The sequence below is a fragment of the Corynebacterium sputi DSM 45148 genome, assembly GCF_000427865.1.
Classification (GTDB): domain Bacteria; phylum Actinomycetota; class Actinomycetes; order Mycobacteriales; family Mycobacteriaceae; genus Corynebacterium; species Corynebacterium sputi.
Window position 1 is genome coordinate 52,123 of the sequence record NZ_ATYV01000009.1, and the last position, 23,906, is coordinate 76,028.

The 23,906-nt window shown below is 62.9% G+C and carries 15 protein-coding genes and 1 pseudogene; 10 read left to right on the forward strand and 6 right to left on the reverse strand.

The features are described from left to right. Positions 1–455 precede the first annotated feature (455 nt). The 7 genes from YWU_RS0105700 (at position 456) to adhP (ending at position 14,138) form a co-directional block, all read left to right on the forward strand. Positions 456–2,555 (forward strand): alpha/beta hydrolase-fold protein, encoded by a 2,100-nt coding sequence (locus YWU_RS0105700; RefSeq protein WP_084141854.1) that lies wholly within the window; start codon positions 456–458, stop codon positions 2,553–2,555. Beyond that, positions 2,552–3,049 (forward strand): DUF732 domain-containing protein, encoded by a 498-nt coding sequence (locus tag YWU_RS0105705; RefSeq protein ID WP_027019705.1) that lies wholly within the window; start codon positions 2,552–2,554, stop codon positions 3,047–3,049. Before YWU_RS0105700 ends, YWU_RS0105705 begins: the two co-directional genes overlap by 4 nt. 4 nt (positions 3,050–3,053) lie before the next feature. Then, a complete protein-coding gene (locus YWU_RS0105710) occupies positions 3,054–3,983 on the forward strand; it encodes a cutinase family protein (RefSeq protein ID WP_027019706.1) in 930 nt (309 codons plus the stop codon). Positions 3,984–4,203: 220 nt separating this feature from the next. Further along, positions 4,204–6,042, forward strand: a complete 1,839-nt coding sequence (locus YWU_RS0105715) for a FadD32-like long-chain-fatty-acid--AMP ligase (RefSeq protein WP_027019707.1) — start codon at positions 4,204–4,206, stop codon at positions 6,040–6,042. Positions 6,043–6,092: 50 nt separating this feature from the next. Continuing rightward, complete coding sequence (gene pks13 / locus YWU_RS0105720) at positions 6,093–11,033, forward strand: polyketide synthase Pks13 (RefSeq protein WP_027019708.1); 4,941 nt, start codon at positions 6,093–6,095, stop codon at positions 11,031–11,033. 65 nt (positions 11,034–11,098) lie between these two features. Continuing rightward, positions 11,099–12,649, forward strand: coding sequence for an acyl-CoA carboxylase subunit beta (locus YWU_RS0105725; RefSeq protein ID WP_027019709.1), 1,551 nt, complete (start codon positions 11,099–11,101; stop codon positions 12,647–12,649). 445 nt (positions 12,650–13,094) lie between these two features. Next, positions 13,095–14,138, forward strand: coding sequence for an alcohol dehydrogenase AdhP (adhP, locus tag YWU_RS0105730; RefSeq protein WP_034647232.1), 1,044 nt, complete (start codon positions 13,095–13,097; stop codon positions 14,136–14,138). Between the two features lie 10 nt (positions 14,139–14,148). Here adhP and YWU_RS0105735 read toward each other — a convergent pair whose 3' ends face one another. The 6 genes and pseudogenes from YWU_RS0105735 to trmB all read right to left on the reverse strand — a co-directional run bounded on the left by YWU_RS0105735 (position 14,149) and on the right by trmB (position 21,698). Continuing rightward, positions 14,149–15,672, reverse strand: coding sequence for a peptide MFS transporter (locus YWU_RS0105735; protein ID WP_084141856.1), 1,524 nt, complete (start codon positions 15,670–15,672; stop codon positions 14,149–14,151). A 71-nt stretch (positions 15,673–15,743) separates the two neighbouring features. Beyond that, the gene (locus YWU_RS0105740) at positions 15,744–16,184 is read right to left on the reverse strand and encodes a DUF3054 domain-containing protein (RefSeq protein ID WP_084141858.1); all 441 of its coding nucleotides are present in this window, start codon (positions 16,182–16,184) and stop codon (positions 15,744–15,746) included. Between the two features lie 5 nt (positions 16,185–16,189). Further along, the gene (locus tag YWU_RS15445) at positions 16,190–17,353 is read right to left on the reverse strand and encodes a lysylphosphatidylglycerol synthase transmembrane domain-containing protein (protein WP_051260090.1); all 1,164 of its coding nucleotides are present in this window, start codon (positions 17,351–17,353) and stop codon (positions 16,190–16,192) included. Between the two features lie 563 nt (positions 17,354–17,916). Then, positions 17,917–20,184 (reverse strand): annotated as a pseudogene (locus YWU_RS15450) (MMPL family transporter); the annotation flags it as partial. Positions 20,185–20,187: 3 nt separating this feature from the next. Then, positions 20,188–20,841 carry an NYN domain-containing protein gene (locus YWU_RS0105755; RefSeq protein ID WP_027019713.1) on the reverse strand — a complete coding sequence of 218 codons (654 nt, stop codon included), beginning with the start codon at positions 20,839–20,841 and terminating at the stop codon, positions 20,188–20,190. After that, positions 20,838–21,698, reverse strand: a complete 861-nt coding sequence (trmB, locus tag YWU_RS15455; RefSeq protein ID WP_084141859.1) for a tRNA (guanosine(46)-N7)-methyltransferase TrmB — start codon at positions 21,696–21,698, stop codon at positions 20,838–20,840. The genes YWU_RS0105755 and trmB overlap by 4 nt, the downstream gene beginning before the upstream one ends. Before the next feature lie 145 nt (positions 21,699–21,843). On the opposite strand from trmB, the gene YWU_RS0105765 reads away from it, so the two are divergent. The 3 genes from YWU_RS0105765 to YWU_RS15460 are packed head-to-tail and all read left to right on the forward strand — an operon-like array spanning position 21,844 to position 23,821. Continuing rightward, positions 21,844–22,365 carry a hypothetical protein gene (locus YWU_RS0105765; RefSeq protein ID WP_156892731.1) on the forward strand — a complete coding sequence of 174 codons (522 nt, stop codon included), beginning with the start codon at positions 21,844–21,846 and terminating at the stop codon, positions 22,363–22,365. Then, positions 22,350–23,333 carry a hypothetical protein gene (locus YWU_RS0105770; RefSeq protein ID WP_027019715.1) on the forward strand — a complete coding sequence of 328 codons (984 nt, stop codon included), beginning with the start codon at positions 22,350–22,352 and terminating at the stop codon, positions 23,331–23,333. The genes YWU_RS0105765 and YWU_RS0105770 overlap by 16 nt, the downstream gene beginning before the upstream one ends. Next, the gene (locus YWU_RS15460) at positions 23,333–23,821 is read left to right on the forward strand and encodes a DUF6802 family protein (protein ID WP_051260092.1); all 489 of its coding nucleotides are present in this window, start codon (positions 23,333–23,335) and stop codon (positions 23,819–23,821) included. Before YWU_RS0105770 ends, YWU_RS15460 begins: the two co-directional genes overlap by 1 nt. Positions 23,822–23,906: the final 85 nt, after the last annotated feature.

Genomic DNA, 23,906 nt, shown 5'->3' on the forward strand with positions numbered 1-23,906 from the left:
GATGCTGTTGTGCACGTGAAACGAAGCTTAACGAACGTGGTGCAAGTCACATCTTGGGGGTGGTTTTCGAGCGGTCTAATTCTAAGTTTTTCCTACGTTTCCATCTGTGCGTTCTGTAAGAGCATCATGAGACAGTCAAACTACTCCTAGCTGGGCCTGGATATCTAGACCTGCGGATCAGTGTTCACGCGAACGTGACCTCCATGAGTCGCTTCCCGACGTCTCCTTTTCCTCAATGGCAACCGGCACCCAGGGCCGCAGCTGTTCATTAGTCACACTGGTAACATCTGTCACAGAAATGCCGATAATATGCAGTGTTAACAGGCAAACCTGGTTCAGATGTCCCACCTGGTTATCCGCGTGCCTCCGGTGATTTCCGGTGCGGTGCGGGTAAACAGACAGGTGGAGTGCGCAGGACACACGCAGAAGCAGAAGCAGAAGGAACTGAAGCAACGATGAGCGATCACGCAGACCGTCGCGACGGCGACGTCGACAACAGCCTTCGCGATTCTCCGATTCGTCGGGGTCGACGGGGCGTCCGTGGCCTGCCGCGCCGCGTCCTGGCAGCGTCGTTGATTCTTCCGCTGGCCACGGGGCTGCTGGCTACCCCAGCCGCACATGCGCAGGATGCGACACGGACCCAGAGCCCCACGCAGACAACCGAGGCTACTGAGTCTGCCGAGGCCACCGCGACCACTGAGGCGACCGGAGAGGCCGACTCTTCCGAGGGCAAGGGCCCCTCCAGCGCACTGCTGAGCCCGTCGCCCAGGCAGGGCGATGAAAAGTCCGTCCGTGAGACGACTCAGGAACTCAGTGGCCTGCAAGATGGTGTGTCCGTCGAGAAGGTTGAGTGGATCACCGATCGGCACGTGAAGGTGTTTATTAACTCCGCTGCCATGCCGGACGCCCCGGTCGCAGTGGAGCTCTTGCTCCCGCGTGATTGGGATCGGGTTCCGGACCGTACCTACCCCACGATCTGGCACCTTGACGGCATGCGCGCGACCGATGAAGCCTCCGGTTGGTCCCTGGAGACCAATATCGAGGACTTCTACTCTGACAAGAACGTGCTGGTCGTCATGCCCGTCGGCGGCGAATCTTCGTTCTATTCGGACTGGGATGAGGCCGACAACGGCGTCCATTACATGTGGGAGACGTTCCTCATGGACGAGATGATCCCTGTTCTGAAGGAAGGCTGGCGCGCCGGTGACGAGCGCGCAGTTATCGGTCTGTCCATGGGTGGAACCTCCGCGATGAACCTGGCTCAGGCACATCCGGACGACTTCGATTTCGTCGGCAGCCTGTCGGGATACCTCGACACCACCTCGACGGGCATGCCGCAGGCGATCGCCGCTGCAATGCGCGAGGCCGGTGGCTATGACGCAGCCAAGATGTGGGGCCCGCTCGGCTCCGAGCGCTGGGAGCAGAACGACCCCAAGCGCCACATGGACCGCCTCCAGGGCATTTCGGTGTACATCTCCGCAGGTAGCGGAAGTGCCGGAGAGTACGACATCGCCGACGCACAAAACCCGAACCTGCCGGATAACAAGGCCGGCTGGGGCCTGGAGCTCCTCTCTCGAATGACGACTGAGACTTTCTCCCAGCAGGCCTCGCGCTCCGACCTTCCGGTGACGGTGAAGCTGCGCGAATCCGGCACCCACTCCTGGCCGTACTGGCAGTTCGAGATGACTCAGGCCTGGCCGCAGCTCGCAGACGCACTGGAACTTCCTGAAGAGGATCGAGTCCTGAACTGCTCGGTTGGCGGCGCCATCGCGGAAAAGCTCAACGTCATCCAAGGTGTTGGCGGTTGCCTGACCGAGGAAATCGAGATCGACGGCGGCATCATCCAGGACTTCACCAACGGCCGCGCCTACTGGAGCGAAGCATCCGGGGCGAACCTCCTGTGGGGCAACATTGGCGGCCGCTACGAGCAGATCGGCGGACCGACTCATCCGCTCGGTTTCCCCATTACCTCTGAGCGCGCCACCCCAGGCGACACCGGTCGCTTCGTCCACTTCGAGAACGGCTCCATCTACTGGTCCGAGGACACTGACGCCAAGGTCGTGCGTGGCGACGTCTTCAACGTCTGGGGCGATTCCGGCTGGGAGGCCGGACCCCTCGGTTTCCCGACGACCGATCGTTATGACGTCAACGGCGGCATCATGCAGAACTTCCAGAATGGCGTGATTGTGCGCCAGGGCGAAGGAGACGATTCCGCCTCCTTCATCGTCCTGGGCGACATCGCCGCGTTGTACCTCGACTCCGACGGCCCAGACGGGCCGCTGGGCATGCCGCTGGAGCCGGAGGTCACCCTCGATGACGGCGGCGTCATGCAGCGCTTCGCCGGCGGCTCGGTCTACTGGAGCGAAGACACCGGCGCCCACGTCGTGCCTGAGGGCGCAATCATGGACCACTGGGGAGAAGCAGGCTGGGAGAACGGCGAGTTCGGCCTGCCGACCGGCCCGCAGCAGCAGATCCCAGCCGGTGGCCGGGAGCAGGAGTTCCAGGGCGGTTGGATCCGTGAAATCAACGGAACCATTGAGGAGGAAGTGCGATGAGGAAGCATCTGGGACGAGGGGGACGTCGTAAAGCATTCCTTGCTCTTCTTGCTGTTCCCGCCCTTGCGCTGACCGCCTGTGGTGGGTCGACTGTGGAATCTGCGGACGTGACCACCACGTCGTCAAGCACCTCTGAGACCACCTCCAGCTCTGAGGAGACGACCAGTAGCGAGCAGAGCCCGACCGCTGAGCGCCAGTCCAATGACTCCGCGGCCAGCCGCGCATCCTCTCTCCCGGACAACCGCGTCCCGCTGACCGAAGAAGACGAGGACTTCCTCGATGCGATGGATTCCTCGAGCATCGATATCGAAGGCACCGAGGATCAGGTCATGGCGGCAGCGCGCAGTGAGTGCGTCGACGGTGAGGATCCGGAATACTCGGAAATTCTCATAGAAGCCGTTTCCGGTCAGCTCATCGCTCAGGAACGCACTGAACTCTCAGAAAGTGAGGTTGCGCAGTTAATTGCAGATGCGGCGGAATCCGCGTACTGCTAAATCCATGCGCAAAATCCTGATCATCGTCGCGGTCGTGGTCCTCTTGGCCGTGATCGCCATTGGAGTGGGCCAGTGGCGGGCCGATGAACCACTGCCCGGCCTCGGGCAGGAACCGCCGACAGCACCGACCGATGTGACGAACCCACCCGGCTGCGTCGACGTTCAGGTCATCGCCGCGCCGGGAACCTGGGAGTCGGCACCTGACGATGATCCGGTCAATCCCGCGGCGAACCCGAATTCGCTGTTGCTGAGCATCACCCAGCCGCTGCAAGAGATGTACCCGGAAGGCGAAGTTTCCGTGTGGACTCTCCCGTACACCGCGCAGTTCCGGAACATCCACGCTCAGCACGAGATGAGCTACGACGAATCCCAGGCTGAAGGCCGCGCCCGCATTGACGATGAAATCCGCGCAATGAACGATGCGTGCCCGGCAACGGACTTTGTCCTCGTCGGTTTCTCGCAGGGCGCCGTGATTGTCGGCGACTTGGCGTCAGACATCGGACAGGGCCGTGGACCGGTCGCCTCTGAGCGGATCTCCGGTGTGGCACTGATCGCGGATGGGCGCAGGGAACCGGGCGTGGGAATGACCCCGTCTGTCTCTGTGGGAGGCGTCGGCCTAGAGCTGCCGCTTGCTGGTCTAAATGGCGCAGTGCAGTTGATCACCCCGGGCGCCACCATGCGCGGTCCCCGTGAAGGCGGATTCGGCGATCTGAACGACAAGGTCCAGCAGATCTGCGCCCCGACCGATGCAGTCTGTGACGCGCCCGCCCAGATCGGCGACGCACTCGGCCGAGCGCTGGACTACGTCGGCGGCAATGAGATCCACGCCCAGTACGCCACCAACCCGGACGTCTTCCCCGGAACCACAACTACTGAGTGGGTCATTGGTTGGAGCAGCGGGCTGATCGATCAAGCTGTTGCAGAAAATCAGTAGGCGCTTCCTCGCGGCGTGTCAACGGCCCTCATCCGCGGAAACACTGTTCTGAGAGCCACTGCTGTTACTGGTGTGACAGAAGGAAGATTGCTTGACTAATTCGTAATCAAAACATCATCCGGTACGTTTGCCTAAGATGTCTGAACGTGATCCGGGTCCTATAGCTCGGACCCTGCACAGACCGACGGTTGACGCCCCTAGATGACAGACGAGGTATTACATGGATATCCATATGGCGATGAGTCAGTTCATCGCGGAAGACGGCTCCTTTAACTTCCCCGATAACATGTCCATTCCGAACCTGGCGGAGATGGTGTTCCAGCTCGCGACAATCGCCGGCAACACGGAAAATCCACAGCTGGACTACATCGACTACTCGTCGTCACGCGAGGGCGAGGTCCGCACCTTCACTCGCGCTGAAGTTAACCGCCGCATCAAGGCAGTTGCAGCTCGCCTGCAGCAGGTGTCTGAGCCGGGCGACCGCGTTGCCCTGCTGATGGGCAACAGCCCGGAGTACCTCTTCGGCTTCCTGGGTGCGCAGTACGCAAACCTCGTGTCGATGCCGCTGTACGACCCGAATGAGCCGGGCCACGGTGACCACCTCAAGTCCGTCTTGGACCAGTCCAAGCCCTCCCTGGTGCTCACTAACAAGCAGTCCGCCGGCGCCGTCCGAGCCCTGTTCCGCGAGCTGCCCCAGGCAGAGCGTCCTCGCGTACTCACCGTCGATGCACTTCCGGACTCGCTCGCCGACGACTGGGTCTCCGGCGAGGCCGACCCGAAGTACCTGACCGGCCTGAATGATGAAGCCTTCCTTCTGTTCACCTCTGGTTCGTCCCGTACCCCGGAGGGCGTGCGGATCGCCTCCGGCTCGATCCTGGCAAACGTCTTCCAGATCTTCGGTGCCGCTGACCTGCAGGCTCCGCTGCGACTGGTCACCTGGCTGCCGCTGCACCACAACATGGGCATTGTCCTCGGTGCATTCGTGACTGCCCTGGGTCTTCCGTTCTCCCTGATGTCCCCGCGTGACTTCATCCAGCACCCGGACCGCTGGGTGCAGCAGCTTTCCAAGCGCAGCGACGAGGAGAACGTTTACACCGTCGTTCCGAACTTCGCCCTGGAGATGAGCAACCGCTTCGCAGTTCCGGAAGAGGGCTCGGACGTCGACCTGTCCCGCATCGCCGGCATCATCGTCGGTTCGGAGCCGGTGACGGAGAAGGCCACCCGTGAGTTCATCGAGAACTTCACCCCGTTCGGCCTGCCGGAGAACGTTGTCCGTCCGTCCTACGGTCTCACCGAGGCGACCCTGTTGGTGACGACACCTCAGGATGAGGTCCGCCCGAAGGTCACCTGGGTTGACCGTGAGTCCCTCAACGATGGCATCCCGAAGGTCGTCGACAAGGACACCGAAGGTGCAACCACCCTGATGGCCGTCGGTCGCGCAGCCGGCAAGCAGGCCGCGATCATCGTCGATCCCGAAACTCGCACCGAGCTTCCCGACGGACAGATTGGCGAACTCTGGGTCTTCGGCCCGAACCTGCCGCTGGGCTATCTCACCGACAAAGAACAGTCGGATCAGATCTTCAACAACACTCTTGCCGCAACGCGTGGTGATGACACCCGCGCCATCGACGTCCCGGCGGACGCCAAGTGGATGGCCTCCGGTGACCTTGCGGTGTTCATGGACAACGAACTGCACATCACCGGTCGAATCAAGGACCTCATCATCGTCGCGGGACGTAACCACTACCCGCAGGACATCGAGTACACCGTTGAGCAGGCGAGCGAGCAGGTTCGCCCGGCTGTCGTCGCCGCGTTCTCGCTGGAATCCGGTGCCGACGGGGTCGAAGAACTCGTGATCCTCGCGGAGCGCGACTTCAACAAGGAATCCGATGGCGACGCCGATGCGATTTCTGCGATCCGTGCCGCGGTGACGTCCTCGCACGGCATCACGCCTGCAGATGTCCGAATTGTGGAACTGGACTCCATTCCGCGCTCCTCTGCCGGTAAGATTGCCCGCCGTGTCGCCCGAAAGGCGTATCAGGACGGTCGATTCGAATAGATTGCGCATGCCCCGGGTTTCCGAGGGCATGAGGAAAGGTTCACGCACTCATGGGAGATGCTCGAGACGCCAGGGGCCGGACCCCGTCGTTCACTGTCGCTGACATGCGGGAGTGGCTGCAGAACTGGGTCGTCCAGGCAACGGGTCTCACCCCGGCCGAGGTCGCGCCGGAACGCCCGATGGAGGAGTTCGGTCTCAGTTCCCGCGACATCGTGGTGATGTCCGGTGAACTGGAGAACCTCATTGGTTCACGGTTGGACGCCACAGTGGCGTACGAGTACCCGACGATCGAAAAACTCGCGGTTCGCCTCGTCGAAGGTGACCGGGAGAACCCGGACGAGGCGGCGTACGCCGCGTACGTCGACGGCATCGAGGCGGACTGGTCTCGCCGGGTACGCGACGATCATCTGACGGACATGGACATCGCCGTAGTCGGCATGGCTGCTCGGTACCCGGGCGCAGCCGACGCCGATGCGATGTGGGATTTGTTCGTCTCTGGTCGTGACGGAATCGGCGAGCCGCCGGCCGGCCGCTGGGAGGAGTATGACTCCGACCCAGTGGTCTCCGCGCAGCTCAAGGAGCTGAATCTCACTGGCGGATACCTGGAGGACATCGCAGGATTCGACGCAGAATTCTTCGGACTGTCTCCGCTGGAGGCGCAGAACATGGATCCGCAGCAGCGGATCATGCTGGAGCTGACCTGGGAGGCACTGGAGCACGCCCGTATCCCCGCCTCTGAGCTCCGTGGCGAGGCTGTTGGTGTCTACGTCGGTTCCACCAATAACGACTACGCGATGCTGGTGAGCTCTGACCCGCAGGCATTCCACCCCTACGCACTGACCGGTGGTTCCTCCGCGATCATCGCCAACCGCGTCTCGTACGCGTTCGACTTCCGTGGCCCGTCCATCCAGTCGGATACCGCATGCTCCGCATCCCTGGTGGCTATCCACCAGGCTGTGCGTGGACTTCGCGACGGCGACTCTGATCTCGCGATCGCCGGCGGCGTCAACCTGCTGGCTAGCCCGCATGCCTCCATGGCTTTCGGCAAGCTGGGGGTCTTCTCCAAGACCGGCCGCATCCACGCTTTCTCTGATGACGCCTCCGGCATGGTCCGCGCTGACGGCGCTGGCGTTGTTGTGCTCAAGCGTCTGGAAGACGCCGAGCGCGACGGGGACAACGTCCTCGCCGTGGTCAAGGGCTCTGCCGTGAACTCCGATGGCCGCTCCAATGGCCTGACGGCGCCGAACCCGGACGCTCAGGTCGACGTGCTGCGTCGCGCCTACGCCGATGCTGGCATCGACCCGCGTCAGGTCGACTACATCGAGGCCCACGGCACCGGCACCATCCTCGGCGATCCGATCGAGGCCACTGCTCTGGGCACCGTCCTCGGCCGCGGCCGCCCGATCGACCAGCCGACCCTGCTGGGTTCGGCTAAGACAAACTTCGGCCACACTGAGGCTGCCGCTGGCGTCGCTGGCGTGATCAAGGTTGTGCAGGCCATGGCACACGATGTGCTGCCGCCGTCACTGCACTACGCCGGCCCCAACCCGTACATCGACTTCGATGAAGGCCGCCTGGAGGTCGTCGAAGATCCGCGCGAGTGGCCGGAGTACTCCGGCCACAAGATCGCCGGTGTTTCCGGTTTCGGCTTCGGTGGAACCAACGCCCACGTGGTGCTGAGCTCCCCGCCGCCGGTCCCAGCCGAGACCACCGCCGCACGTGAAGACGCGGTTCCGGCCATCGATTCTGAGGCTGCCGCCACCGCAGGTGAGGACGGCGCCCCGATGCCGTCGCTGCTGCCGGTGTCCGGTCTGCTGCCCTCGCGCCGTCGTAGCGCTGCTGCTGATCTCGCGGACTGGCTGGAGGCGAACCCGAAGGCACCGCTGTCGGATGTCGCCCGCACGCTGTCCTCGCGCTCCCGTGGCCGCTCCCGCGCGGTTGTCACCGCCTCAGACGTCGATGCCGCTGTGGCTGGCCTGCGCAAGGTCGCCGAAGGTGGTTCTAGCCCGGCAGTCCAGTCCGCGGATTCCCCGCAGGCTCAGGGCCCGGTGTGGGTGTTCTCCGGATACGGATCGCAGCACCGCAAGATGGGCAAGGACCTGTACGCACTGTCCCCGGTCTTCCGGGAATCCCTGGAGCGTCAGGACCAGGTCGTTAAGCAAGAGCTCGGCTACTCCGTTGTGGAGCTCATGCTCGATGACTCCCGGGACTTCGATTTGGAGACCGCCCAGGTGGGCATCTCCGCCATCCAGATCGCCCAGGCAGATCTGATGACGGCACTGGGCGCGAAGCCCGCCGCCGTCGTAGGCATGTCCATGGGTGAGATCGCCGCTGCGTACGCAGCCGGTGGTCTCAGCGCCCGTGAGGCAATGCAGGTTGCCTGCGCCCGCTCGCACCTGATGGGCGAGGGCGAAGCAATGATCGGCGATGACCCTGAGCGCGCCGGCGGCATGGCAATGGTCGAACTGTCCGTCAAGGAACTGGACGACCTGCTCACCGAGCACCCGGAGTTCTCCGGGGTTGAGCCTGCTGTCTACGCCGCGCCGACCATGACCACCGTCGGTGGTCCGCTGAAGGCCGTTGGCGAGATCGTTGAATTCATCGCCGCTCAGGGAAAGGTTGCCCGCCAGCTACAGGTCAAGGGCGCCGGGCATACCTCGATGCTCGACCCGATTCTCGGCGAGCTGTGGTCCGCGTGCTCTGATATCGAGCCGCGTCCGCTGTCTGTTCCGCTGTTTAGCTCGGTGGACCAAGGCACCACGTACCAGCCCGGCGAGACCCCGCATGACGCGGACTACTTCGTGCGATGCACCCGTGGTTCTGTGTGGTTCGCGGACGCCATCGAGCGCTCCGTTGCCGGTGGATACTCCACCTTCATCGAATTCGCCCCGAACCCGGTCGCGCTCATGCCGATCATGGCTACCGCGTTCGCTGCCGGTCTGCCGGACTGCCAGCTCGCGCACATGGCCAAGCGCAAGGAAGCCGCTGGTGAGTCTCTCGCCGCGGTTCTGTCCAACCTCTACGCGCACGGACACGACGTGGATCTCGGCGCTCTGGTGGGCGATGGTTCCTTCGCTGCTCTTCCAGGTATGCGGTGGCGTCGCCAGCGCTACTGGACCACCGCGCGTCCTGCATCCGGAGGCCGCGCTGCCCTTCCGGGCACCCGCACTGTGCTTCCCGACGGCCGCATCGCCTTCACCACCAGCGCCGACGAAGTCCCGAGCACACACTCGCTGATCGACGCCGCCCTCGCCCAGGTCCTGCCGGACGCAACGGTTCTCGCCGTTGAGGAGCCCGGTGTTCTCCCGGCCAAGGGTGAGCTGACGACCGTTGTGACCCGTCACCCGGGCGGAGCAGTTGTCTCCGTCCACTCCGTCGACGGCGATCTGTCGGCCCCGGTCACGACTCTGGTCGCTGAGGCCGCCGCCACAACCGTGAGCGCTAATGTTCCGGGCCAGCAGGCTCCGGCAACTGAAGCGAAGCGAGCGGCAACGCCGTCGATGCCTGCGATCCCGACGATGGACCAGGCGATTGACTCTGACTCCGCCGGTTGGGATCCCGACTCCGGAGTGACCGTCTCGGACCACCTGCGCACGATCGTCGGCGAAGCCATGGGTTACGACATCGACGATCTCCCGCTGGAACTCCCGCTCATTGACTTGGGGCTGGATTCTTTGATGGGCATGCGCATCAAAAACCGCGTCGAGCATGACTTCGGCATCCCGCCGCTGCAGGTGCAGACGCTTCGCGACGCCGCCGTCAAGGACGTCATCATCACCGTCGAGGAACTCGTCGAGGCCAAGCTCACCGGCGAGGCCGACGCATCTGCCACCGCACCGGAGGAGTCCGGTGTGGATGGTGGGGATGTGGAAGAGGGAGACGTCGGGAAGCAGAGTTCTTCGACCGGCATCGATGTGCCCCCGCGCGATGACACTGAGCGCATCGCTTTTGGTAGTTGGGCTGTCGCGACCGGTAAGTCTGCCGGTGGTGTCTTCAACGAACTGCCGGAGCTAGACGAGGCCACCGCGAAGAAGCTCACCGAGCGCCTCTCTGACCGCGTGGAAGTCGAATTTGAGGTTTCCCAGGTGACCAACTGCACCACCATCGAAGAGCTGGCGAATGTCATCCGCCCGTTCATCGAGGGAGAGGTGGAGAACAACATCCGCGTGCTGCGCGAGCGCCCTGAGGGCTCGACCAGGCCTGCGGTGTTCCTTTTCCACGCTGCCGGTGGTTCGACGGTCGTCTACAAGCCGCTGGTGCGCAGGCTTCCCGCCGACGTCCCGGTCTACGGAGTCGAGCGCGTTGAAGGCGAACTTTCTGATCGCGTGGCGGAGTACCTCCCCGCAATCCAGGAAACTGCCGGGGACCACGGCATTGTCCTTGGTGGTTGGAGCTTCGGCGGCATCCTCGCCTATGAAGCCGCACACCAGCTCAAGGCCGATGGCGTGGATCCTGAACTCATCGTTCTTCTGGATGTGGTTCAGGCAGCCAACCCGGCCCCGAACACTCGCGAGGAGATGCACGCACGCTGGGACCGTTGGGCAGCCTTCGCTGGCAAGACGTACGGCCTGGATTTCGAGGTTCCGCACGAGGTGCTGGACCGAGACGGGGAGAAGGGCATGATGGACCTTCTCTCCCAGGTACTAGACATGATGGACAGCTCCGAGCACGGCCTGTCCGGTGGCGCACTGGAGCACCAGAAGTCGTCGTTCGAGGACAACCAGATCCTCGCGCAGGCGGACTTTGCCAACTGGGCGGACGTCTCCGCACCGGTCGTGCTGTTCCGCGCCGAGCGGATGCATGACGGTGCGATTGAGCTCGAACCGTCCTACGCTGACATTGATGAGGACGGTGGCTGGTCAGCTATCGTTGACGATTTGGAGATCTACCACCTGCGCGGAGACCACCTCGCAGTGGTGGATGAGCCGGAGATCTCGAAGGTTGGAGCGCGACTTACCCAGTTGCTCGACGATCTCGACGCAGATCACTGACGCCGCAGGCCCCAGACCGGGACCTGCGTAGTAATACACACCTCGACGGACAAGGATCGACCGCAGTGAGCACCATATCCACAGCAGCGAAGCTCGCGGATCTGCACGCACGCCTCGAGCAGGCGCAGGACCCGGGCAGCGCATCGGCGAAGGCACGACGTGACGCCGCTGGGATCACCACGCCGCGTCAGCGTGTCGCACGACTGGTCGACGAAGGTTCCTTCGTGGAACTCGGCGCCCTGGCCCGCACCCCGGGCGATCCGGACGCGCCCTACGGCGACGGCGTGGTCACCGGCACCGCTCGTATCAACGGCCGTCCGGTCGCCGTCTACGCGCACGACAAGTCCGTGTACGGCGGTTCCGTCGGTGTGGCCTTCGGTAGGAAGGTCTGCGCCCTGATGGACATGGCGACGCGAGTTGGTTGCCCGGTGATCGGTATTCAGGACTCCGGCGGAGCCCGCATCCAGGACGCAGTGACGTCCCTGGCCATGTACGCCGAAATCGCTCGCCGTCAGCTGCCGTTGTCCGGCCTGGTGCCCCAGATCTCCGTCATGCTGGGCAAGTGTGCCGGTGGCGCCGTGTACGCACCGGTGACCACTGACTTCGTTATCGCTGTGCGCGACCGCGCGGAAATGTTCATTACCGGACCGGAAGTCATCCGCTCCGTCACCGGCGAGGATATCTCCACCGAGGAACTCGGCAGCGCCGAGCAGCAGGCCAAGAACGGCAACGTCTCCTACGTCGCCAATGACGAACAAGACGCCTTTGACTACGTCCATGACCTGCTCGATCGGCTGCCGACCTCTGTCAACGAGCCGCTCGCTCCGTACTGGGCACCCTCGGACGAAGAGACTGACCGCGACCGTTCAGTCGACTCGATCCTCCCGGACGACCCGAATGCTGGTTACGACATCTTCGAGGTGCTCACCCGCATTTTCGACGATGAAGACTTCGTCGAGATCCAGGGCGACTATGCCCCGAACCTGGTGACCGGCTTCGCCCGCGTGGACGGTCGTACCGTTGGTGTGCTGGCTAACCAGCCGCTGCACTTGGCTGGCTGCCTCGACGCGGACTGCTCCGATAAGGGCGCGCGTTTCTCCCAAATCTGCGATGCCTACAACATCCCGATCGTCTACGTCGTGGACACTCCGGGCTACCTGCCGGGCGTCCAGCAGGAGAAGGCCGGCATCATCCACCGTGGCTCGAAACTGGGATACGTCCTGGCCCATGCGACGGTGCCGAAGGTGACCGTCATCGTCCGTAAGGCTTTCGGCGGCGCCTACGCAGTCATGGGTTCGAAGAACCTCGGTGCAGACCTGAACCTGGCCTGGCCGACTGCTCAGATCGCTGTCATGGGCGGCGAGGCCGCAGTGGTGATGCTTCAGGGCAAGCAGCTGGCCGCCATGACGCCGGAACAGCAGGTTCCCGCGAAGAAGATGTTCATCGATTTCTACAACGAGAACATGACCAGCCCGTACGTCGCCGCAGAGCGCGGTTACGTTGACGCGATGATCCAGCCCAGCGAAACCCGCGTCCAGCTCCGCCGTGCCTTGGCGCAGCTGCAGGACAAAGACGAGCCGCAGGTGAAGAAGAAGCACGAGATCTTCCCGATGTAATCCCGTGCTGCGGTGATTCAATGATGCAGGTGCGCCCCATCTAGGGGCGCACCTGCTTTGTTGTTGGTGGACCCGATCTCGGCGTATGTCGTCTGAAACAGGGGTGGTTTTGGGGGCAAAGGGGTACCTCGGGGGTGGCGCGACCGGTTAGCGGTGCTACCTGCAGATTGTCTAGATTCTGGCGATTGTGTGATGGATCACCAAAAAGATGTCCTTGGCTCGAACGGGGAAAGCTAATACCGTTCCGGGCAGTGGTCCAGCCACGTTAACGGTGTTCGGCCCGTCGCCCAGTGCATCGGAGATTGGCGCCGGTAGGTGAACCCCGGGCAGCGGTGGATGGACCACCTCACATTCCAGATCCGATTTGCTGCAGTCGATGTCATCGGATGCTCCGATTGGCAAAACGGCCGGCGACTACCACTCGAACTGAGAGACCAGGTGGAAAATGACAAGCTCTGACACGCTTCCTGACCATGTGAACGCGGCGATCGTTCAGAAGTTCGGCACTGAGGTGACCCTCGGATCCATCGACCTGCCTGAGCCAGGACCGCACCAGGCACTGGTGAAGCTCCACGCCTCTGGTGTCTGTCACACGGACTTGCATGCCCTGGAAGGGGACTGGCCGGTGAAGCCGGAACCGCCGTTTGTCCCAGGGCATGAGGGGGTAGGCGAAGTTGTGGCCCTCGGCCCCGGCGAGCAGTTCGTGGAAATCGGCGACATGGTCGGCAACGTTTGGCTCTGGACTGCCTGCAATGACTGCGAGTACTGCCGCACAGGCCGCGAAACCTACTGCGAGTCTGCGGAGTACGGCGGATACACTGTCGATGGGTCGTTCGGTGAGTACATGCTCGTGGATACCCGCTACTGCGCTCGCATTCCCGAGGGCTCGGACCCAGTCGAGGTCGCCCCGATCCTTTGCGCCGGTGTGACCGTCTACAAGGCGCTGAAGGTCTCAGAGACAAAGCCCGGCCAGTTCATGGTGATCTCGGGTATCGGCGGTCTCGGACACATCGCGGTGCAGTACGCCAAGGCCATGGGCATGCGCGTGATCGCAGTCGACATCGCGGATGAGAAGCTGGATCTGGCCAAGCGCCTGGGTGCAGAGTTCGTCGTCAATGCGAAGATCGACGATCCTGCCGAGGCAGTGCAGGAGTACACCGGCGGCGGCTCCCATGGCGTGCTGGTGACGGCCGTGCACCCGGCAGCGTTCGGTCAGGCGACGGGAATGGCTCGCCGTGGCGGCACCATTGTTTTCAACGGGCTACCTGCCGGAGATTTCCCGGCGAACATTTTCGACATCGTGCTGCGTGGATTGACGATTCGCGGCTCGCTTGTCGGAACTCGCCAGGACCTTGAGGAAGCACTGGACTTCTATGCCCGCGGTCTGATTAAGCCGCAGGTCGCCGAGTGCCGACTCGACGACATCAACGGAGTACTCGAAGACATGCGCCACGGAAAGATCGACGGGCGCATCGCCATCAAGTACTAATCCGGTCGAACTACCGGACACCCTCAAATCGGCGCAGGATCCACGGGCGCAATGCCAGCAGGACAACGCCGAGGGCGACGGAGATGACACCGAGCGAGATGAAGAAGGTGTTCTCCGCGGCCGGTACGTTCGGGTCGTAGTAGCCCGCGAGCGTACCGGCGAGGGAAGTACCCACTGCCAGGGCCATCAGCCAGACAGCCATCATGCGGGATGGGAACGCCACCGGAGCGATCTTCGTCGCCAGGGAGTTTCCCACCGGGGAGAGCATGAGCTCACCCATGGTGAAGAGGAACAGGATGAAGACGATGGCCAGCAGGGGAGTGGAGTTCGCTCCGCCGCCGGAGAACGGCACGAAGAAGAACAGCGACACGCCAATGATGACGTTCGCGACACCGAACTTGACCGGAGTGGACCACTGGCGGTTACCGAGCTTGGTCCACAGTGCTGCGAAGACACCGGAGAAGATGATGATGAACAGCGGGTTGATCGAGTTGATCCACGCCTCCGGCATGGTCCAGCCGAAGATGTTCCGGTCCAGGCGCTGGTCGGAGTAGATCGCCAGCACGGTGAACTGCTGCTGGAAGATGCCGAAGAACAGCACTCCAGAGATAAACAGCGGGATGAAGCCGAGCAGGCGGCTTTTCTCCGGGGCAGAGGTCTTCTCTGAGAAGAACATCTGGCACCACAGGACGATCGCGGCGATGAGGGCGACAATCGTGACGGCGTTCGACAGGTGGTTCAGCGGCAGCAGGCCGGTACCAACCACGGCGATGGCGACACCGGCAACGACGACGCCGGCGCCAGCCCACAGTGCAAACTTGCTGCGGGGCAGGGGATTGGGGATCTCATGGCCGGCGGCGCCGATGGTGGACTTGCGCATGAGGACGTACTGGATCAAGCCGATAGCCATGCCGATCGCGGCAAGCCCGAAGCCCCAGTGGAAGCCCTTGACTGCCAGCAGCCAGCCGGTGATCAGCGGACCGAACAGGGCTCCGATGTTGACGCCCATGTAGAAGATCGAGAAACCGGCGTCCCGACGGGTGTCTTGGCGGCTGTAGAGCTGTCCCAACACCACCTGGGCATTGGTTTTCACACCACCGGAACCGATGGCGATGGCGACTAGACCAATCGCCAATCCCGGGATGCCCGGAATGAAGGCCAGCGCCAGGTGGCCAAACATGACCAGGATCGCGGAGTAGAAAAGAGTTCGTTCCGAGCCGAGCAGGCGGTCCGCGACCAGCGACGCCAGCAGCGCCGCCATGTAAACCAGACCGCCGTAGGCACCGACGATGGATGTCGCGGCAGCGGGATCCATGCCGAGTCCGCCTCGGCTGACCTCCCAGTACATGTAGAAGGCGAGAATGCCCTGCATGCCGTAGAAGCTAAATCGCTCCCACATCTCGATGCCGAACAGGTTAGCCAGGCCCCACGGCTGACCGAAGAAAGTGCGCTCGTTGTGCGCGTCAGCGGGCTCCGGGGAAAGCTCGCTCTGGGGTCCGGCCGGTTGTGGGGCCGGACTATCTAAATTGGACATGTCGGTGATTATGCGCCCATGTCCACGAAAAGCTGGAACTGAATCCGAATCAGCAGGTCAGTTTTGCATCACTAGCCGGTCTGCCGGTTGCTCTCTTTGGACCGTGCACGCATTGCCAGAAGGTAGCCGGAACGCCATCCGAGAAGCACCAAGCCGCTCATGATCGTGGCGACGAGAATGAAGGACCAGTGCGGCACCGCACCATGCCGTACTCCCCAAATCGACAGTCCCACAACAACAGTGGCGACCCACACGATGAGTCCAGACGGGACGATCAGCCGCAGGTTTCGGACCATTGCGATCAGGACAACCCCGGCGCCAACCGATCCGATGAGGAACGGCCAGTACGTGTTCAGCACATTGGTGAGAGTGAACGGGTCAGACTCGGTGTTATGTGCGAGCCGCGCCAGAATCGCGAACACCAATACCGCGAGAGCGTCCCACAGGATCGCGGGCACAGAGGATCTCTGGTCGGCACCTGCGGTGGTGTCGGTGGCGGCGGATGCGGACATTGTTCTTACTCCTTGAGATCGGGCTGGGTCTCAGTGGACCCGGTAGTGCTTCCGCCGTCGGAGAATTCCGGCGTGGAGTGGTCGGTGGGTGGGCCATCGGAGGCGTCGGGAAGCGAAATCTTTTGCTTGTGCTCCACCTGCGGGCGGGGACGCTCGCCACCGTAACTGACAAAGAAGATAATCCAACCGACGACGACAGGGATGATCAGCGACATGATTCGGTAGATGAGGATCGCAGCAAATGCCTCCGATGCGCCGAGTCCGGCCGCCATCAGTGTGCCGGTCAGCAGAGCCTCGACGGGGCCGACGCCGCCGGGGGTTGCCTGCAAGAATCCGGCGACCTTACCGGTGACAAATGCGAGCAGCACTGCCGTGACGGAGATGTCTTCGACTCCGATTGCGCGGATGGCCGCGTACAAACACAGCACGTCCGCCAGCCAATTCACCATCGACCAACTGAAGACTACGAACAGACGCCACGGGCCGACCTTGACCTCAGTTAGCTGGCGGATGGTGATGCGGGTTTTCTCCGCACCATGGTTCGGCGGAAGCTTGCGCATCCGGTTGGTCAGCGACAGGCCCCATAGTGCGATCTTCTCGATGAGCACCGTGTTGCGGGAAAACCACCACAGCAGCAAGGTCAGTGCCAGGACACCGGCACCTGCCCCGATCAGCATCGACGGTGCTGGGGCGGAGCCGATGAAGAACAAGCTCACGACGGCCAAGACGGCGAGTCCCAGGAAACTCAAGGCGCCAGAGAGAAGGATGAACCAGCTGATAATGACCGGCGAGGCGCCCCATTGATACTGGCGGCGGGCCTGCAAAGCCGTGGAGAACGCAGCGCCACCTGGCACGGTCGCTGACCATGCATTAGAGGCAAGTACTAGGGAATTAGTGGCGCGTCGGGTTGCTCGCGGGACTCCTGCTGCTTGGTAGAGAAGTCGCATGACCTGAGCCATCGAGAACAACGCGACGACGACAGAGACAAAAGAGATCAGCAGCCATAATGGGTCAGCATTAATGACCGCGTGCCAGGCGTTCACCAGGATCTCCTGGTTGATAAACGCCAGATAAATGCCGACCCCCAGGATGACCACAGCGAAACCCCACCGGACCCAAGGGGACCCGATGGTGCGTTTCGTCGTGGACATCAACTGCGAGGAATTCATGTATCTCGGTTCTCCGGGGAGCGCCTTTCCAACTCGGCACGGCGTTCCCACTCCAAGCGGAGCTGGAGCTCGCGCACGGTCAGCTGAGGTGAGCCCTGCTCCGGGGCCGACGACCGGGTGCCGCGGCTGGAGCGACGACCACTGCCATCGTGCTCGGTGGAACTACGCCCATGTCGTGCAGGTGCGGAGTAGTCCCGGTCCTCGGCGGCGGCCTCGGACTCGTCGACAAGCTCTCCCTCAATTACGTGATCACCGTACCCGCCGTTGCCATAAAGATCCTGGCTCTGATCGGAGGATTCCGTTGCCTGGTGGCCGTACGGGTACCAGTCGTCGACCCGATCGCCCTGTGGCTTCTCCTCGGGCTGCTCCGCTGCTGCAGCCCGTGCGGCCGCGGCGGTGTGCGACAGGTCAGTGCCCTCTCCGGTGGTGAATCCCAGGTAAGCCGGGGTGTCCATCCGCGAGGCGAAGTGGCGATGGGGCTCATCGGCAACGGCTGGGGTAGCTGCTGAGGATGAAGTCTCCGGATAGTCGTGCGTCTCCGGGACGTCGTCGACAAAGGGCTCGTCGTAGGATGCTTCGGTGCTACGCGCACCTGCTCCGGCTCCGACACCTGCGCCGACTCCCACACCAGCGCCGACGCCGACAAGGGCTGCTTCGGAGGAGGAATCGGTGGTGTCGACTGAACCGGCCGTAGCGGCGCCTGCAGGAGCGATGTTCTCGTTGTGCCCCATCCGTTCAGATAGTCGCTTGATCCACGCAGGGGCCCACCAACAGTCGGTGCCCAGCAATTTCATCACGGCCGGAACCAGCAACATTCTGACGACGGTCGCCTCGAGGATCAGCGCGGTGATCATGCCGAAGGCGATGTACTTCATCATCACGATGTCCGAGAACGCGAACGCAGCCGCCACGACAATCATGATCGCTGCGGCGGCAGTAATAATGCCGCCGGTACTGGCTGTGCCGAATTGAATGGCGTGTTCCGTGGAGGCCCCTTCTTCTCGGTCCTCCACCATTCTTGATACGAGGAATACCTCATAGTCCGTAGACAAGCCATAGATGATCGCCACGATCAGGACCAGCACCGGACTCATCAGCGGGCCTGGAGTAAATCCGAACAGGTTCGCGCCGATTCCGTTCACGAAGATCAGGGTCAGGATGCCCAAGGTCGCGCCCATGCTGAGTGCGGTCATGATGACAGCCTTCGCCGGCAGCACGATCGAACCGAACACCAACGCCATCAAGATGAAGGTGGCGGTGACCATGTAGAGGATCATCCAGGGAAGCTTGTCGAACAGCGCTTCAATGGACTCCACCTCCATCGCAGGTGTGCCGCCAACCCAGCTCTCGGAGTCGCCGCTGGGGTCGATAGCTCGGAGCTCGTTGACTATGCGCTCATTGTCGCTTCGGTCCGCGATGCCCGCAGACAGGACAGTGACCCCATCCTGGGTCGGCCGGGACACGGAGAAAGGACCGGTCAGGCCGTCGACCTGATTGGCCTCCTGGACCACCTGGCTGATGGCGCCGGGATTGCCGTTGCCCTCGATCACGATCTTGATCGGATCGGTGCGCATCTGCGGGAAGGTCTCGTCGAACTGTTCCTGCGCCACGCGAGTCTCGTTCTGCGGGGGCAGGTAGGTCTCGTTGATGCCGCCGAACTTGATTCCAGCCAGCGGCAAGGTCAGGCCTACCAGGCCGATAACGATGACCGCAGTGACGAGCTTTGGTCTCTTCATTGCCCAAGCTGGAATGCGAGCCCACAGCGAGTTCATGGATTGTTCGCGGGATCTGCCGGCCTTGCGCACCGACCATTTATCGATGTTGGAGCCGAGCAGACCGAACAGTGCCGGCAGCACAACCAGTGACATCAACGCAGCCAATCCGACTGCGGAGATAGCGCCGTACGCCACGGATTTCAGGAATGCCTGCGGGAAGATCAAAAGGCCAGATAGAGCCACGGCAACCATCGCCGCAGAGAACACCACTGTCTTGCCCGCCGTAGCCGTGGTGTTGGCCACCGCCTCGGGCACGGGTCTGCCCTCCGCTAATTCCTCTCGGAATCTGGAGACCATGAACAGTCCGTAGTCGATCGCCAGGCCAAGGCCCAGCAGAGTAACCACCGACTGTGCGAAAGCGTTGACCTGCGCGAATTGGGCGATAATTGCCAGGATTCCCATGGAACCCAGGATCGACAGAACACCCACGATTAGCGGCATCGAGGCGGCGATAACGCCACCGAAAACCAACAGGAGAAGGAGCGCGACGGCGGGCAGACCCAGCAGCTCCGCGCGGGAGATGTCATCGGCCATGCCGGAGTCGAGGGCACCTGCGATGGGGGTTGCGCCGGCGATCTCCATGTCGATGCCCTCGGCAGGCAGCGACTCCTCGATCACCTGGTAGTTCTGCAGGACCTCGTTGTCCACGCCGGCCATCTCTAGGGAGATGAACGCGGTTTGGTGGTCGTCACTGACCAGCACGTCATGACCGTCACGGAAGTAACTGGTCATCCCTGCGATGTTGTCGGGGTACTGCGCCAACACGGAGTCCATGTGGGTGTTGACTCGCTCGGTGAGAGCGGGATCGTCCACCGTGGACCCCTCGGGAGCATTGATGAGGAGAATGACGTCTCCGGAGGCGTCGCGCCCGAAGACTTCCTGCTCCACGTTCGCCGCCCGGGTCGAGTCCGACCCTGGGTCGTCCCAGCCTTCCTGATCGAGCCGGTCGCCGAGCTTGGTCCCCTCAAGGAGGAACAGGGCGAGGATGGCTCCGATGAGGACGATCGGGATGAGGACCCGATGGCGGTAGGCGAAGTTACCCCAACGCAGGAACATCGATCAGCGCTCCTTCAGAAGTGCCATCAGTGAGCGGAACGGCTGCAGCCAAGCGCCTTCGTCCGGCAGGGTGTCCAGGTCGATGCGCGGCAGCGGCTCGCGGAAGACTCCGTCGATGTCCTCCAAGTCGATGAACTCGAAGGTTTCGTGATTCACCGCCCAGGCGGCGTGCTCACGGAAACCGATGATGGTGACCGGGATGCCCGCGTCATCGAGAGCTTCGAGTTCGTCTTGGAAGTTCTGGCCGTCGGCGGAAGCGACGACCACTCCCTCCAGCACACCCTCATCGTGTCGGCGACGGATGTGCTCGAGCATGTCCGGGTCGACATCAGAGTCTTCGTCGATCTTCGGCTTAGCGAAGACGGCGAAACCGACATTTCGGAGCGCCTCGACCCAGGGGCGGACGATCTCCGCGCCACCGGGTGCGATGTTGGTGAAGACGGTGGCCTCAGGCTCGACCGTGCGGCCGGCGTCATTGGAGACCTCGATGGATCGCTCAACGAGCCAGCGGCCGATGGCGTCGAAACGCGGTCGGTGCGCAGCGGTCGGTCGGGCACCGAGGATCGAGCCGAGGCCCATATCCAAGTTCGGCGCATCCCAGACCAGAAGCAGGGTGGGGTCCGTCTGCGGGACGCCGGTGTATTCGTGGCGGCTCATTGGGCGTCCTTTTGGGTGTCGTCAGTGGAAACCTCGACGTCGTCACGCTTGCGCCAGACAAATTCGTGGATTCCGTGGTCGAGGTTCAGGCCGCGCTGTTCGAACTTCGTCGTCGGGCGGTCCAGCAGCAGCGGGGATTCCGGCCAGGGCCAGGCGATCGGCTCCAGAGCCGGTTCTACCTCGCGCAGGTCCTCCATCCACTCGGCGTAGCCGGCGTGGTCGGTGGCTGCGTGGAAAACTCCGCCTGGCTTCAGTCGCGAGGCAATCAGACGCATAGTGCCGGACTGCAGAATGCGGCGCTTGTGGTGGCGCGCCTTGGGCCACGGGTCCGGGAAAAACAGTCGGACGCCATCGAGTGACTCCGGGGCGATCATGCGCTGGAGAACCTCCACGCCGTCGCCGCGGACCATGCGGATGTTCTCCACGTTGCCGCGCACCATGGCGCCGAGCAGTTTCGCCAGGCCGGGGCGGTAGAGCTCCACGGCGATGATGTTGTGGTCGGCCTCTTGAGGGGCCATTGCGACGGTGGAGGTGCCGGTTCCGCAGCCGATCTCGACGACGGTCGGCGCCGTGCGTCCAAACCATTCTTCGACATCAATGACCTGGTCATCGAGCGTGCGGCCGTACGTGTCCCAGTTCTCGTCCCAAATGGTCGACTGGTTTGCGGTCAGGGTGCCGCGACGGAAGCTCACGCCGCCGATTCGCGGGTATTCCAGGTCGTCTTCGAATTCGGTCTGCGGGGGACGGCCATAGGGCAGTGCACCCTTGCCGAATTCTTCGTGGCTGGGTCGCTGGCGCTCGTCAGAAACCTCCGGAGCGCTCTTATCGGTGTGCGGGGACAAATCAGGATTATTCATTGTTCGCCCATTGTCCACGATTAGAGGGGTGGCAGGTCAAGCCCAGTGATTTCGGTCGCGGAATTGCCGCTCCCCAGGGCCCGTGTTCTACTGGCGGCATGCGCGCGGCGGGGGAGTTGCGGCACTTATTTTCTTTGGGGGAGAAATGCAGCAAAAAGACATGCTTTACGACGTTCCCAGCACCACATCCACCACACCACTTCCGGACCTAACTCTTTCGTGGTTGACCCGGGCGGACCCTGCAGACGCGGCGACGGCGGAGGTCGCGGTGCTGATGGAGGCGTGTGATTCTTTGCCGGTCATCGCGGTGCGCGGGCCGGTGGGGATCGGAGTGGAGGATTTCACCGAGAAGCTCAATGCGACGGTTGTTGGGCGGCGGGAGTGCTGGTTCGTTGCTGATGCTGGGCCCGTGGGGTCGCTTCCGGCGGTGGCTGTAGTCCGGCTGAGCCATGGTCCAGCGACTGTGGTGGGGCCCTCGGAGATCGTCGTGAATCCCCGTGAGGTCGATCCAGCAGACCTGCACTCGGATATTGCTGGGTTGCTCGGTTCTGATGAGGAGGTCACCGACTACTTGGAGTTGCTGTTGCGCCAGGGGCTTGAGGAAGTCGCTGTCAGTTATCCCTCTGTGCGTGACGAGATAGAGGAGCTGCTGTGGCCACGCGGGTGAGTCTCGCCGGCCCGGCGGTGGGATGGTTCGATCGGGAGCCGTTGCACCGGGCGAACCTGGAGACAGTTGACGACCGCACTGGGCGAGTAGTCGCGGTATGCGTGGACGGGCTCCTGCCGCCGACGACTATGGATGTAGATCTCGTGCAGGCGATCTCTGCGGCGGTCGGCAGATGTGTGGTGGTGCCGGTGGCGACCGCGGAAGAAATTGACGAGGGGTGGCGCCGCGCCGTTCCACCGCACATCCCAGTCATGGTCGGCACTGACCCCGCTCTGCCGGACCTGCTGGAGCAGGTCGCCGCAGGTGCCGCGAACCCGGTCTCACCATCGCCAGCGGATACCCGACGTGCCCTGGTGGCCCGCAGTCTGGCTGAGGAACGCTCCTTCCGGGCCCGACAGGCCGAACACGAGCAGCGTCGTCTGATCGCGTTTCGAGGCGAGGCGGTGGTGGACGCACTCGGGTCGATCGCCCCGAATCCCTCAGGCATGTCCGCGAGTGATCTGGAGCAGGCCTCCACGGCGGCCGCAGAAGATCTCCGAATGCGGCTGGACCTTGACGCCGCCCCACAATGCCCGTCGCCGGAGAAACCTCCCAGAGCGCGAGACCTGACGGACCTGGCCGTCGGGATGCTGACGTTCGGAGCCGCTTTTGGTCTAGGGCGCCTCGTAGAGGGGCCCGTGCGATCATTAGGGGTTCCGGACCCGGTGCCGGTGATCCTGTCCGTACTGTTCGCCGCTGGGTTGACGGCGATTGTCCTGGGTGCCCGTGGCCGGCAGCGTCGAGCGGCGCTTCGGACCCGGTGGGCAGCCGCGCACATTTCCCGATTGCGACGGCTGTGGGAGAGGGCGATCGAGGAGCAGGGAGCTCCCGTCAGTGAGGTCTCCAGTTGGAGGGCGGAGTTTCTCTCTTCTGAAGGCGCAGCGGTGGATACACGAGCGGCAGATAACGGCCACGGAAGGACGTTGTAATGGACATGTCGGATCTAATGTGGGGCTCATTGGGGGATGGGGACGGTGCCCCCGGCGCTTTTGGCGAATCTGAAGCCGTTCCTAGCCTCACCCGTGCAGGGGTAGAGGGAATCTCAGAAGATGCTTCAGCTGTCTTGTGCGGGCTAGACAGCGTTAGCCATCTTGATCCGGCCGCTGTAGCTGAGACACGCGGAATGATCATCCGGGTGGGTGATGCAGTCTTCGACCTTGGAGACCCAGGGGAGATGGCCGGATCGGTCACGCTCGCCGATGACCGGGGTTTGTCCATCTTTGCAGATAGAGACGGCGATGGCGCGGCAGATCACGTCACCACCATGCTCTATGACGGCACCTGGGAAATGTGGTCTGGCGATGCTCCTTTGGCGGATCCAGGCGGCGTCGACGAAACCGCATACCCCGAGTCGGGGGGTGATTCACACACCGAAGTGGCCGCCTGGGAGCGCATCGAAACCGGGCGTTGGGGTTGAGGTTCCGGGTGTACTGTGTGCTGTCTCTCATAGGGCGGGGGCCATATATATAAGGTGTATCGGTACGCTGTAAGCGAGACGGGAA